A 12,942-nucleotide genomic window follows, 5' to 3' on the forward strand; every position below is an offset into this window, starting at 1 on the left:
TACTTTAAACATGGTTTTCCAAAACTTGATAAGATTTTTACAGTAACTTAAGCAGAGCCTCGGTTTAATCAACATTCCCTAAGTTATTCCAAGTAGACAATACATCGTTGCGCACGGTCTCTCTTGAGTAGATATTAAAGTTATAGTTAATTACATTAAGATCTTTAAGGTTGTTATAAACTGGCGAGGATAGCGTATTAGCATTAGAGTACATTTGTAATGCGATTTTTTTCGTCAGTACATTTTGGGTACTGGCCAGTAAGGTATATTCAATAAACGTCTTAGCCTCTTTTAAGTGTTTAGTGCTTTTAAGAATGCTGGCGGCACCAATTTCATAACCTGTCCCTTCGCAGGGAATAATAATGGCTAACGAAGGATTTTGGTATTCTAAAAGTGGCACATCATGGATAAACGCAACCGATAACGCTGCGTCGTCACTAGCAACTGGCAGTAGCGCATCACTGCCACTTTTCGGCGTTTTTAGAATATTTTCTTTAATCTCTGCAAGCACCTGTATCCGCTGGAATGGGTCATATATTTGAAAAATAGTGCTTAAAAAAGTGTAAGCTGTTCCAGAGGTATTAGGGTCAGCAATAATTAGTTGCCCACGATATTTTGGGTCACCTAAGTCAGACCAGCAATTAGGTAGGTCTAAGTTTTGGGCTGTTAGCACTTTTTTATTGGCAACTATACCCAACATACCTGCATAGACACCAACAGTATTCCCATCAGATATATCGCTAAGGTAGGTCGACCAACCAAGCAATGTCTTATTACTAGACACAAACTTATGCATAAGGCCATTCTTCACCGCTTTTAGGTGGGTGTCTCCAGTACCTCCCCACCAAACATCGAAACTAATATCAGTGGGGTTGTTTGATCTACTATCCTTTTCTATAAAATCAAGTGCCTCTCCTGAACTCATTCTAACGATATTGGTAGGGATATCATAAATAGAGACAAACGAATCTCTAAGAACATTACAGGTAGCTGGCGCGGCACTACATATAATATTTAGCTTATGATTCTCTGCATTAGCCCAGCTAGTTGGTAAAATAAGTAAGCAAACAAATAAAGGAGATAAAAAGTAATGGCATGGTTTCATTGATTATCCCCTAACTCAAATACCAATGACATGGTGGTGCCCAATCCAACCTTACTAGATACAGTGATATACCCACCGCTTTGTTTAATAAACCCATATGCCATACTTAAACCTAACCCCTGCCCATCAGTTTTCTTTTGGCCAGTAAAGAATGGTTCGAATATTCGGGTTTGAATATTTTTAGGAATACCATGCCCATTGTCATCAACAGAAATTTGTAGAATTTCGCAATGTTCAGAGTGGCTAATGCTAGTTTTAACAATGATGTGACCTTCCCCATCAATGGCATTCATCGCGTTAATACAAAGATTAATAATGCAAGCTTCTAGCTGACCTGGGTCTATATAGAAAATTGGCACATCAGGCGATAAATCTAAGGTAATTGTAGTGTGTTTTTCACTAGTAAAACAAATAACCTCATAAAGCCCTTCAATCAGATCATTTACATCAACCAGTTCAGGGCTTAGTTTTTGACAGCAAGCAAAGGTTAACAAACGATCGATAATGCTAATACTTTTATCAGCAGAAAATAGTGCTTTATCAATAACACGAGAGTCTTCTTTTGCCACCAAATATTTTGATTCACGCAAAATATTTAAAGACCCAATAATTACACTAAGCATATTATTAATATCATGTGCAACTTCGCCGGATATTTTCCCTAAAGACTCCAACCGGTCATTTTTTATTATATTTTTGCTTTCATTTTCAGGTGGAGATAAGAATATAATTTTATGCTCAAAGTTTCCTACCTTATGAATATAATCAATAGGGAATAAAATGGATTTTTCATCTAGTTTTGTAGCATAAGTAAAAACTAAGTTTTGATTATAGATGCTGTAATGGCTAGTTAGCGAGTTTGAATTTTTTATGTATATATTAAAAATATCACTATTGATGACTGGATTATTGTTTTTATCAAGTATAAGTACAATATCCTGAGTTCGTAATAAAAACTTATAAAGTATTTCAGAGACAAATACATGAAATTCATTATATGTATTATTTTTATTGGAGAAAATATTATTTAGTGGGTTTTCATATAAATTATTTTTTATTTTATTAAACCGAGATAGCAGCCCAATAGACTTAATATTAGCATTGTTGAACCTACGCAGCAAAAGTATTAATTTACCAATGAAAAGAATTATTAGAAAAATACATATAACACTTATAGCCATTAACGTTTGGTTTTTTAGTAACGGAGGCAGTACTTTTTTACTCCTTTCTTCCTTCAGAGAAGCAAGGCTATGTTCTAATTTTTTTATAAGTACTGACGAATATTTTTGTATATTATAGATATGCTCTTCTAGTTTTATATTTTTTATAATGATATTTCTAGTAGTCGAAAAAACACCATTGGCACCACTAGCGATATTATTTATTTGTCTGTTTTCTTTTAGAGAAGAATTTATTGAATCTATAGGGCCAGAAACTGAATAATTGAATTTTCTCCGTAACTCACCTAGCGTTATTAGATTAGAACTATTCAATGCATCCTTCAGCAATTCCCATGAACTCGCTATATCACTTTCTTCAGTAGAGAATGATTTATAGTCTGTGGAAATGTTATTATTAAGGATGGTTTGCAACGTTTTTTTATGAAACAAGTAGTCATTTCTTAGCTTCATTGTATTTTTAAAATTATCAAGCTCTTCAATTATCTTATCCACATCCTTAATTTTTTCAATGTAATATTTATCTTTAGATAGCGTTAAGGTTTTTTTAATTTTTTTATATTCTTTAATTATTTCGTTATGAGAAAATAAAAATATATATTCAGACCGTTGTTTATCTAAGGAATTTAGATCTAGAGATGAATAGTTAAGATTGTTAATTAACTCTAATCTAGACGCCTCTTTTTTCGTTAGAGATAGGTTTATTTCAATGTATTGGTTATTTAAAATTATATTCCAAGTAGATATTCCTAATATGGTTAAATTTATTAACAATATCATTAGAACAGATCGATGAGAGAAGTAATTAAACATTCTATATATCACTATCGTTATTAAGACAGAATATATAGCCCCTATTACGCCTAGTCTGTAAGTATTTTGGTCTTGAAGGATTTGGTTCTATTTTTCGCCTCACTCTCAGGATTAATACATCAATATTACGCATCATAAGTGTTGATGATTCTAGACCTAGTTTTTCTAATAAAGCGTCTCTGGAGAATATAATATTAGGGTGACTAACAAATAGCTCTAACAACCTAAATTCTGTATTGGTCATTTCTATATAGCCCAACGTTGAATGCGTTAAAAGGCATTTTTTACTATCAAGTTTATAATCATCAAAGAAAAAATCTTCTACCGAAAACGTGGATATATCTTTAGCGATACGGTGTTCAAAAGAATTGCTTTCAACACGCCTAAGAGCAGCACGTATTTTTGCTACCAGCAGCCTTGGATTAAAAGGTTTTTCAACGAATTCATCAATGACAGATTCCAAACCAACAATCTTCTCAATATCATCAGTAATGCCAGACATCATTATTATTGGTATTTTACGGTATTTCTGGATGTCTTTTGCGATATCTAGCCCGCTTTCTTTATTCAGCCTAAGGTCTACCAATACCAGATCAATTTTATGACGATCAATTTTTTCTAAAATTTCATTTCCGTCTGTGTGCGTATACGTTTCGAACTCAAAATCTTTTAAAAAATCACTTAAAAAAGTCAGTATGTCTTCATCGTCATCAATAATGAGTATTTTGTTATTTTTCTTCACTATGTCGCCTCGAGGTATAAAATTTACCGCTTAAAGTATAACCCAAACATCGTTACCCTAACCCAAATAACACGCCAGAAGTGCGTATTTTATCTTTCTAATGTTACAAATGTTACAAATGTTACTAGAATGTCCATTCATATTAGTTATTTTATGAGAGTTTATAAAGTTGGTAATATTGCTAGCAATGGACCGAATAGGTAACAAAAATAACCAAATTTTTATTGATCCACCGCACACTTTATTTCACTCTTCATAACTCAACCAACTACGAGCTATTTCTTTGATTTATAAACGTAATCTTAAAATTATTAATCATATATAGTGATTTTTATTAGCTTAGACGCGCATTGTTACTTGCATAATTACCCTGTAGTGTATCGAAGGTACTGCACTTTATGAGTGCCGTTCAATAATAAATAGAACCGCCAAAAAGGTGGATTAAACATTGGAGAAAGGTATGACCACACTTAAAAAACTACTTGCAACATCAGCATTTACGCTGGTCGCTGCAGCGGGAACGGCACAAGCTGCCAGCCTCACATTATATTGCTCTGCCCAAGAAGATTGGTGCCAATTGGTTGCCAACACCTTTGAGGAAACATCAGGGATTGAGGTCAATATGACCCGTAAAAGTTCGGGTGAAACATTTGCTCAAATTAAAGCTGAGTCATCTAATCCACGTGGTGATATTTGGTGGGGTGGTACAGGCGATCCGCATCTTCAAGCGGCTGAAGAAGACTTAACCATGAAGTATATGTCGCCAATGCGCGATCAGCTGCATCCTTGGGCCATCTCCCAAGCTGAAAGCTCTGGTAACCGCACCATTGGTATTTATTCTGGTGCCCTTGGTTATGGGTATAACACTGATTTGTTAAAAGCGGCCGGTCTTAAAGCTCCAACATGTTGGGCTGATTTACTAGATCCTTCTTTTGATGGGCACGTGCAGATGGCAAATCCGAACTCATCGGGCACTGCCTACACTACACTTGCAACAATAGTTCAGTTATTTGGTGAAGATAAGGGCTTTGAATTTATGGCCGGCCTGCACGCAAATATCAACCAATATACTAAATCAGGCTCTGCCCCAATTAAAGCAGCTGCACGTGGTGAATCTACTGTGGGTATCGTATTTATGCACGATGCGGTAAAACAAGCAGTAGCAGGATTCCCGATCACTGTTGTTGCACCTTGTGAAGGCACTGGATATGAGATTGGTTCAATGTCAATCATCGATGGTGCACGTAATGAAGACAGTGCAAAAGCCTTTTATGATTGGGCTTTAACAACTGAAGCACAAAATCTTGCTCTAGAAGTTAACGCTTTCCAAGTGCCATCAAATAAGAGCTCTAATACTTCACCAGCAGCACCCAATATGGATGATATTAAGTTGATTGATTATAATTTCACTTTGTATGGTTCATCTGCTGAACGTCGTCGTTTGTTGTCTAAATGGGATGAAGACATCTCAACCTTGGCACAATAAATCGTGACAACGTCAACCAAGACACTTTCCCAGCCGACCCTGATTTTATGGATTTTGGTGGGCTGGGTCAGCTTTCTTTTATTACCATGGTATCTAGTAGATGGCGGGCTATTCTCTGGCCAGTGGTTGGTTGACGGTTATCCTTTTGATAAAAATTATGCACCGGCGGCATTTTTAATCATGCAAGGTGAAAAGCTCTGGCTTACGCCTCTGCTGATACCGTTGATCATGCCTCTTTTCGCATTTAAACGTGAAAAGAGTGATCCCTTGTATGCCCAAATATTAATTCTGACAGGAGCGATTGGCTTTAGTTGGCTCATTATTCAGGGCTTTAGTATAGGTATTCGGGGTTGGAATTATGAGTGGCTGTCCACTTTATTTGGTAAGTTGGATGGCCGCCAATTCGGCATGGGATATGGCGGATTATTTCTTGCAAGTTCATTTTTGTTTTTGTTGACTCAAGGTATCGCTGCGCGTGGTGCGATTAATGGTGATGTGTTTGTGGTTGGCGCTATTGGGTTTGTGCTTGCCATTGTTGGTGCCTTTGTATTTTTCCCCATTGTTAATATGTTGATGTCAGCATTTATTACCGAAGATGGATCCTATTCGTTTATCGTTTTTGCCAGCAAGTTCTTTGATGATAGATTATGGGGGCTTAGCTGTGTTGTTGGCACGGGTCGCTGCGGTGTGGCGTGGAATTCATTATTTTTGGCAGTTTGCGTTGGGTTTTTGACTACTGTTTTAGGTTTAATTTTTGCATTAGTTGTTACCCGCTCAGGCTTTAAGTACCGACGTGCAGTTCGTGCACTAACAATTTTACCCATCATCACGCCGCCCTTTGTTATTGGGCTGGCTCTCATTCTTATGTTTGGTTTGTCTGGGTCGATCACCCAATTTTTCAGTGAGTTGTTTGGCCTAGAACCTACGCGTTGGCTATATGGTTTGCCAGGACTCATGATTGCACAGGTGCTGGCCTATACTCCCATTGCATTCTTAGTGCTTATTGGTGTGGTTGAGGGCGTTAGCCCTTCCATGGAAGAAGCTGCACAGACGCTGCGTGCGTCACGTTGGCAGGTCTTTAAAACGGTATCATTACCGTTAATGCGCCCAGGACTAGCCAATGCATTCTTGCTTGGTTTTATTGAAAGTATGGCTGACTTTGGTAATCCACTCATTTTAGGCGGCAATTTTGACGTGTTATCCACTGAAATCTTCTTTGCCATAGTGGGTGCACAATATGACCAAGGCAGGGCAGCTGTGCTGGCCATTGTATTACTTGGCTTTACCCTAACGGCGTTTTTTGCGCAGCGAAAATGGCTGGGTAAAAAATCATATACCACGGTTTCTGGAAAAGGCGATAGTGGCGTTCACCCATTGATGCCCCGTGGCTTGGCTATACCAGTGTTAGCAATTGCTGCCATTTGGAGCACTTTTACCGTCACTATTTATGGCATGATCGTATATGGCAGCACGGTTAAGCTTTGGGGTGTGGATAACACCCTAACCTTCAAACATTATGTGACCGCATTTTCGGTGCGAATTACAGAAAAAGGTTGGCAATGGACTGGCTCTGCATGGGACAGTTTTTGGACCACCATTCAGATTGCAACCATTGCTGCACCGCTAACAGCCGCGGTGGGCTTGATAACGGCTTATTTACTGACCCGTCAAAGTTTCAGAGGCAAAAATGCATTCGAATTCGGCACCATGCTATCGTTCGCCATCCCGGGCACTGTCATAGGCGTTAGTTACATCTTGGCCTTTAATGTCCCACCCATTGAACTCACTGGCACGGGAGCTATTCTTGTCATTAGTTTCATTTTCCGCAATATGCCGGTGGGTGTAAGAGCCGGTATTGCAAGTATGTCTCAGCTGGATAAATCACTAGATGAATCCTCACTGACACTGGGAGCCAATAGTTGGCAAACATTCTGTAAGATTATATTACCTTTGCTAAAGCCCGCTATTTTAGCCGCATTGGTCTATAGTTTTGTGCGAGCGATGACCGCTATTTCGGCAGTAATATTTTTAGTTTCGGCCAAGTACGATATGGCGACAAGTTATATTATTGGCAGGGTTGAAAATAATGATTATGGTTTAGCTATTGCATATTCTACAACGCTAATATTTGTAATGTTGTTGGCGGTGGGACTTCTGCAATTATTGGTTGGGCGAACAAAAATAGGGAGGCGGGAGAGCGCCGCAAAGAGAAAATCATGACTGATATTAACAGCAAAGCTGCAACCGTTAGTTTTCGCAACGTCACTAAAATGTATGGCAGTGATGTAACCGCCATTGACCAAATTAACCTAGAGATTGAGGCGGGAAAGTTAGTCACCTTGCTAGGGCCATCAGGTTGTGGAAAAACAACTACATTAAGAATGGTCGCAGGTCTTGAAATGGCGACTAAAGGTCAAATTTTTATTGGTGACGTCGATGTCACAAACTTGCCAGCGACTGATCGTGACGTCTCCATGGTCTTTCAGTCATATGCCTTATTCCCACATATGACGGTGCTTGAAAATGTTTCATATGGCTTAGGGTTTTCAGGTTTTAATAAAGTAGAAACGCTTGAACGCGCGCACGCGGGCTTAGATCTTGTGGGTTTAAAGGATTATAGCGAACGGCTGCCCAGTGCGCTTTCAGGGGGCCAGCAGCAAAGAGTTGCCGTGGCACGGGCCTTGGTTCTGGAACCTCAGGTTTTGTTGTTTGACGAACCACTCTCAAACTTAGATGCAAAACTGCGGCGCCAAGTGCGTGAAGAAATACGAGAAATTCAACAAAACCTTGGGTTAACAGTGGTCTATGTGACACATGACCAAGAGGAAGCCCTTGCCGTGTCAGATGAGATTGTGGTGATGCGTAATGCTTCAATTGCTCAGATGGGAACGCCTCGCCAGCTTTATGACACACCGGCAGATACATTTGTTGCTGATTTTATTGGCGAAGCGAATTTGCTACCTTGTGAAGTTACAGCTGTTAATGGCGAAGTAGCAAACGTTTTATTAGGTGATTTTCACACAACGCTACCCTCAAGAGGTGTTGCTCAAGGTGCAGCGATTATTGCGATTAGGCCATCACGGCTAGTCATCGGAGCGGCTGAGGGTTTTAACGCGGTGGTAAGCAAAGCCACTTATGTTGGCAGCCGGATGGAATACACCTTAGTGTCTGGCTTTTCAACCATGTTTGCCGTGCGAGATGACGTTGATAACCCACTTTCTATCGGGCAGGAAGTTGTGGTTGGCTTTTCGCAAACGGGCCCTGTTTTACTGCCAGTTTCTTAATGAAATGTTACTCTGTTATGACGATCAGCAGCTGTCACTCACAAACATAAAAGCAGTAATTTTTGACTTAGATGGAACCCTTGTTGAAAGTGAAGCTGTTTGGACTGAGGCAAAGCAATACATTGCTAAGCGTGAGAAGGTTAAAGTGAGTCAGCAGGTCATGTTGGCCTATGTGGGGCGCAGCGTTACAGATTTTGTGAAGGAAGTGATTGCCCCGGCCAACGTACCACTCATTCAAATAGCTATTATTGAAAGAGCATTGGCCCGCTACGATAACCATGTGCAAGAGATCCCTGGCGCTTCAAAGTTAATAAGAAACTTTTCAAGCAAGGGTTTTGCAGTAGCCATTTGTTCATCTGCGCCTATGAAAGCCATTCAAAAATGCTTAAAATTATTGGGCATTGAAGCTTGTATTAACATCGTTGTATCCACTGAATCTTTAAGCAGGGGAAAACCAGATAAGCTTCCCTATGTTGAGACACTGCGTTTGCTTAATATTGCTTCCAGCCATGCGATCGTCTTCGAGGACGCAGCAGCCGGATTAACGTCTTCTATTGCAGCAGGCATTAAAACGGTAGGTGTTGGCTCATCCATAGAATTAAGTGGCTTTGCTTGTGAGATGTTTGCCAAAAACATAGCGGATATTAATCTTGTAGAAACCCAATGACAGGTCTTGAAGCTTAATCCTAAACATGATGAGTTGTGGCGAATGTTAATCGTATTTTCATTGCATTAACTATAGGTTATTGCTGTTAAGGGCTTTTGAATACGTGTGATTGACCAATTTTGATAGGTAAGTATTAAAATTAATGTTGATAGGGAGTATTTATGGCTGATTTAGAGATTCGCACACGACTTGATTTTGCAAAAACGTTAACAAAAAAAGCAGGTGAAAAAGCCATGGTCTTTTTTGCATCAATTGGTGACCTAGTTGTCCAACAAAAGGGTGCCCAAGATCTCGTTTCAAATGCCGATTTAGAAGTGGAAGTTTTTATACGTCAACACATTGCCGAAAGCTATCCAAATGACGGTATTGTGGGTGAGGAACATGCCAATGTTGCAGGCACCTCTGGCTACACCTGGGTCATAGACCCTATAGATGGCACAGCCAATTTTCTCACAGCAATTCCATCATGGTGTGTTGTGCTTGCTTGTGTTCACGATGATCAAACCAAATTAGGTGTGGTATATGAACCTAGTCATCACGAAATGTTTTGGGGTGCAATGGGTGCCGGTGCTTTTTTAAATGACAAACCTATGCAGGTTTCACCTTCAACGACTTTGAGTATTGGCAGTACAGGCATTGGCATGAATGGGCGCACGTCGACGGATTTAACGGTGTCTTATATTAAAAAGTTAGTAGATCGTGGGGGCATATTTTATCGCAATGCATCCGGCGCATTGATGTTATCTTATGTAGCAGCAGGGCGTTTGATTGGCTATGCTGAACCTCATATGAATGCATGGGATTGTTTAGCAGGACAGCTTTTGATCGCTGAGGCGGGCGGCTGTGTTGAACATCAAAGTGCTAACGATATGCTTATAAATGGAGGCCGAGTGGTGGCAGCAGGTCCTGGTGTTTTTGACGAGATGGTCCAAATCGCCAATGAGACCTATTTACCATGAACTTGCTATTTAGTGCCTACTACTGCCAAGGTTAGGCATTTATCCGCGTTTACTTTAAATGAAAAATTGTGTAATTTTAATCTTATTCTTGCCTATGGATCCTTGTTATGACATCTGCAAAGCACAGGGCTAAGGCCATTAACCCATGAGAAAAACACTATGCCAGCTTTTTTAATTGTCCACTCAAAGCTTACAGACGCGGATGCATTTGAACATTATGTAAAGGCTGCAGGGCCTTCTTTGGAGCGCTACCAAGGCACTTATTTGCTTGGGGGTAGCTTGAGTGAGGTTTTGGAAGGATCACATGACAAAGATCGTACAATTATTTTTCAGTTCCCCAGCATCGAAGATGCAAAAAGCTGGTACCAAAGTAAAGAATATCAGAGTGTTAAGCCTTTACGAGAGCATACGGGGGCGTTTGACTTTGTGTTGGTAAACTCCTTTTAAGGGTAATTGCTTAAAATCTATATGCTAGGCGACATAAGGCTAATGTTATTTATTAAGCTGAATATGTATTCATTTGCGTACCAAAAATGAAATCTGTCTATTTACATTAAAGGTACTAAAACTGCCAGTTTCAAAACAACACTTCAAATTATTGAAAAACTCAGTTGGCTTTATAGCAAATAAAAACTATTTAAAATTATATTACTTACTTCCAAAAGCTAAGCAAACTTGTTTAGAGGTAGACATGAGAGCCTCTAGAAAGCTTTCAATATTCTCGTCAGTAAATCTACTTGTCAGCCCTGATAATGAGATTACACCAATAAGCTCACGATCACGTCCCAAAATAGGCACAGTAATACCTGCAATATCAGGGTCACGCTCGCCATGACTAATGTAGTATCCCTGATTCTGGATTATTTTAGACTGAGATGTTTTAGGATTTACAAAGGCCTCTAGAACCTTTCCAGAAGAGCCCACATTAAGTGGAGTTATTTCTCCTTCATCAATATGATACCGCATCCGTCTTTTAGAATTCTCGCAATAAAGAACGACACCTGAATCGCCTCGCAAGACGTGAAATGCAGCAGTTTCTTCTGTTTTTTCAACAAGTGCAATCAGAGCTGGTCGAATAAGATTTCCCAGTTGAAGGTTATCTCGGTAAATTGAACTAAGACGCCAAAGTGATGATCCAAGATGAAAAATACCTTCATAATCACGAGTAAGGTAACCAAACTTTTCAAGTGACACACTGAGTCGTAATATCGTGGCTTTATCTAGGCCAGTTCTTTGCGCAAGCTGTTTAAGAGCCAGACCGTTATCCCCCATATTAAATGCCTCAAGTAAACGCAGAGCTCGTTCCACTGACTCAACCCCACTTTTAATAGGTTTGGAACCTTCTGTCGACTTCGTCATTTACATATCCTTTTTAGAGGCTCTTTATTGGGCATTTGGGAAAATCCAATCATTGAAGAGCTCTATTTATAACCTACTAAAATTCTAACATGATTTTAGAAAGACGTAATATAAAATGAAACATAATTTCATTTTATTAAATTTAGGCTTGACTTTTCATTGGAAATATCTAAAATGAAATATTGTTTCATAGAGCGAAATACACGCTTGTTTCAAGTCATGAAGCAATTAAAATAAAATAAAGGGCTTACAAATGAAAAAATATTCAAAAATTATTTCCTTAACTCTTACTATGGGCTTAGGTATTGGTGTTGGCAATGTTGCTAATGCAGCAGGAGATAGTGTGACGTTTGCGTCATGGGGTGGATCATTTCAGGATGCTATTCGTTCATCAATGTTAGCACCCGCAGCGAGCAAGCTAAATATAACGGTCAAGGAAGATACGACAAACGGCATTCAAGACGTGCGTGCACAGATCACAGCAGGTGCTGTTGCTTGGGATGTAACAGAGCAGGATTTACCCTCGTGTGAAACACTTAGTCGTGAGGGTAGTCTTGAGCCAATTGATTATTCGATTGTTGATACAACAGGTATCCCCAAAGAACTAATCCACGAAAACTACATTGGCTTTATCAACTTCACCAAGGTGATTGCCTATCGCAAGGATGCCTTTGGCGACAATGGTCCGTCCAACTGGGCAGAGTTCTGGGATCTAGAAAAATTCCCTGGCAAGCGTGGCATGCACGGCAAGGTGAACTACAACCTTGAGGCAGCCCTTATGGCTGATGGTGTGCCGATGGCAAAAGTTTATGACACTTTGGCAACAGATAAAGGTATGGCGCGCGCTTGGGCCAAGTTAGGAGAGATCGCACCTGAAGTCACTGTTTGGTATCGTGGTGGTTCGCAATCAGCACAATTATTGCGTGATGGTGAAGTGGACGTGATCCATATGGGTCATAACCGTGTGGAGAGTGTGATCAAATCTGGCATTGATGTCGCTTATGCATTTGATGGCGGTACCATGGACGTTGATTGCTTGTTAGTGCCTAAAGGTGCTCCAAATGTTGAGAATGCGATGCGTCTAATCAATGAATTGCTAAGTGCTGAAGCGCAGGCGCGGCTGGCGGTAACGATGCCACTAGGCCCTGTAAATACGGGTGCGTTTGATACCGGTATTATCTCGGGTGAGCAGGCTTTGTTAGTCAACACCCACCCCAGTAACTATGACAAGCAACTTCTGGTCGATCCGAATTTTTACATCGGTCAGTTGGGTGAGCTAACGGAAGAGTTTGATACGCTGATCCAGCAGTAATCCAGCTATTGTAGTAATCCATTTTGGCGTAGTGCAA

Annotated in this window: 11 protein-coding genes; 7 read left to right on the plus strand and 4 right to left on the minus strand. The window is 39.8% G+C overall.

Annotated features, from left to right (window positions below):
* Positions 1-64 precede the first annotated feature (64 nt).
* The 3 genes from ABXT59_RS04230 to ABXT59_RS04240 are packed head-to-tail and all read right to left on the minus strand — an operon-like array spanning position 65 to position 3,838.
* Positions 65-1,105 (minus strand): extracellular solute-binding protein, encoded by a 1,041-nt coding sequence (locus ABXT59_RS04230; RefSeq protein ID WP_443637932.1) that lies wholly within the window; start codon positions 1,103-1,105, stop codon positions 65-67.
* Positions 1,102-3,063, minus strand: coding sequence for a two-component system sensor histidine kinase NtrB (locus ABXT59_RS04235; protein WP_443637934.1), 1,962 nt, complete (start codon positions 3,061-3,063; stop codon positions 1,102-1,104). Before ABXT59_RS04235 ends, ABXT59_RS04230 begins: the two co-directional genes overlap by 4 nt.
* A 34-nt stretch (positions 3,064-3,097) precedes the next feature.
* Entirely contained in the window at positions 3,098-3,838 is a 741-nt protein-coding gene (locus ABXT59_RS04240; RefSeq protein WP_443637936.1) for a response regulator transcription factor, read from the minus strand.
* A gap of 460 nt (positions 3,839-4,298) precedes the next feature.
* Here ABXT59_RS04240 and ABXT59_RS04245 point away from each other — a divergent pair, with 460 nt between their 5' ends.
* From ABXT59_RS04245 to ABXT59_RS04270, 6 genes are all read left to right on the plus strand, one after another.
* Positions 4,299-5,324 carry an ABC transporter substrate-binding protein gene (locus ABXT59_RS04245; protein WP_443637937.1) on the plus strand — a complete coding sequence of 342 codons (1,026 nt, stop codon included), beginning with the start codon at positions 4,299-4,301 and terminating at the stop codon, positions 5,322-5,324.
* Positions 5,325-5,327: 3 nt separating this feature from the next.
* A complete protein-coding gene (locus ABXT59_RS04250; RefSeq protein WP_443637938.1) occupies positions 5,328-7,544 on the plus strand; it encodes an ABC transporter permease in 2,217 nt (738 codons plus the stop codon).
* Positions 7,541-8,608, plus strand: coding sequence for an ABC transporter ATP-binding protein (locus ABXT59_RS04255; RefSeq protein ID WP_443637940.1), 1,068 nt, complete (start codon positions 7,541-7,543; stop codon positions 8,606-8,608). The genes ABXT59_RS04250 and ABXT59_RS04255 overlap by 4 nt, the downstream gene beginning before the upstream one ends.
* The gene (locus ABXT59_RS04260) at positions 8,565-9,275 is read left to right on the plus strand and encodes an HAD family hydrolase (protein WP_443637941.1); all 711 of its coding nucleotides are present in this window, start codon (positions 8,565-8,567) and stop codon (positions 9,273-9,275) included. Before ABXT59_RS04255 ends, ABXT59_RS04260 begins: the two co-directional genes overlap by 44 nt.
* Positions 9,276-9,436: 161 nt before the next feature.
* Entirely contained in the window at positions 9,437-10,234 is a 798-nt protein-coding gene (locus ABXT59_RS04265) for an inositol monophosphatase family protein (protein WP_443637942.1), read from the plus strand.
* A 159-nt stretch (positions 10,235-10,393) separates the two neighbouring features.
* Complete coding sequence (locus ABXT59_RS04270) at positions 10,394-10,681, plus strand: DUF1330 domain-containing protein (protein WP_443637943.1); 288 nt, start codon at positions 10,394-10,396, stop codon at positions 10,679-10,681.
* 201 nt (positions 10,682-10,882) lie between these two features.
* Here ABXT59_RS04270 and ABXT59_RS04275 read toward each other — a convergent pair whose 3' ends face one another.
* A complete protein-coding gene (locus ABXT59_RS04275) occupies positions 10,883-11,593 on the minus strand; it encodes an IclR family transcriptional regulator (RefSeq protein ID WP_443637944.1) in 711 nt (236 codons plus the stop codon).
* 253 nt (positions 11,594-11,846) lie between these two features.
* Between ABXT59_RS04275 and ABXT59_RS04280 the strand changes: the two genes are divergently transcribed.
* The gene (locus tag ABXT59_RS04280; protein WP_443637947.1) at positions 11,847-12,905 is read left to right on the plus strand and encodes an ABC transporter substrate-binding protein; all 1,059 of its coding nucleotides are present in this window, start codon (positions 11,847-11,849) and stop codon (positions 12,903-12,905) included.
* The last annotated feature ends 37 nt before the right edge of the window (positions 12,906-12,942 follow it).

The organism is Candidatus Njordibacter sp. Uisw_058 (genome assembly GCF_047730065.1).
Taxonomy (GTDB): Bacteria; Pseudomonadota; Gammaproteobacteria; order Pseudomonadales; family Balneatricaceae; genus Njordibacter.

Bases quoted from the DNA above. Each gene is read 5' to 3' on its own strand.
- ABXT59_RS04230 (WP_443637932.1), bottom strand. From the start codon at position 1,105: ATGAAACCATGCCATTACTTTTTATCTCCTTTATTTGTTTGCTTACTT.
- ABXT59_RS04235 (WP_443637934.1), bottom strand. From the start codon at position 3,063: ATGATATTGTTAATAAATTTAACCATATTAGGAATATCTACTTGGAAT.
- ABXT59_RS04245 (WP_443637937.1), top strand. From the start codon at position 4,299: ATGACCACACTTAAAAAACTACTTGCAACATCAGCATTTACGCTGGTC.
- ABXT59_RS04255 (WP_443637940.1), top strand. From the start codon at position 7,541: ATGACTGATATTAACAGCAAAGCTGCAACCGTTAGTTTTCGCAACGTC.
- ABXT59_RS04265 (WP_443637942.1), top strand. From the start codon at position 9,437: ATGGCTGATTTAGAGATTCGCACACGACTTGATTTTGCAAAAACGTTA.
- ABXT59_RS04270 (WP_443637943.1), top strand. From the start codon at position 10,394: ATGCCAGCTTTTTTAATTGTCCACTCAAAGCTTACAGACGCGGATGCA.
- ABXT59_RS04275 (WP_443637944.1), bottom strand. From the start codon at position 11,593: ATGACGAAGTCGACAGAAGGTTCCAAACCTATTAAAAGTGGGGTTGAG.
- ABXT59_RS04280 (WP_443637947.1), top strand. From the start codon at position 11,847: ATGAAAAAATATTCAAAAATTATTTCCTTAACTCTTACTATGGGCTTA.